The organism is Methylobacterium nigriterrae (assembly GCF_037106235.1).
Classification (GTDB): domain Bacteria; phylum Pseudomonadota; class Alphaproteobacteria; order Rhizobiales; family Beijerinckiaceae; genus Methylobacterium; species Methylobacterium nigriterrae.
In genome coordinates, this window is sequence record NZ_JBAWTG010000696.1 from 1 (window position 1) to 303 (window position 303).

Here is a 303-nt window from a genome sequence, read left to right on the forward strand (position 1 = left end):
CGGGGCGACGAAGCGCCCGCTGCCCATGCTCAGGTCGACGCCGGCTTCGTGGTATGCCTAGAGGTGGAACGCAACCTCACCCTCGACCATCGCTCGCTTGCGTTGCCGGACCGCCTCCATGTCGGTCGTGACCGGGCCGGTGATGGTCCCGAAACGCGCGGCGTGGCGCACGAGGTGCGCGACCTTGGCGCTCCAGATCTCGTTCTTGCAGGGCAGACAGGCGATGTTGGGGCACGAGCCTCCGACCCAGCGGCGCTCGACGACGGCGACCCGCCGACCGGCGCGCCCCAGATGCCAAGCCAG

The 303-nt window shown here is 70.3% G+C and carries 1 pseudogene; it reads right to left on the reverse strand.

Annotated features, from left to right (window positions below):
- Positions 1-57 precede the first annotated feature (57 nt).
- Positions 58-303 (reverse strand): annotated as a pseudogene (locus tag WDW90_RS38765) (mercuric reductase); the annotation flags it as partial.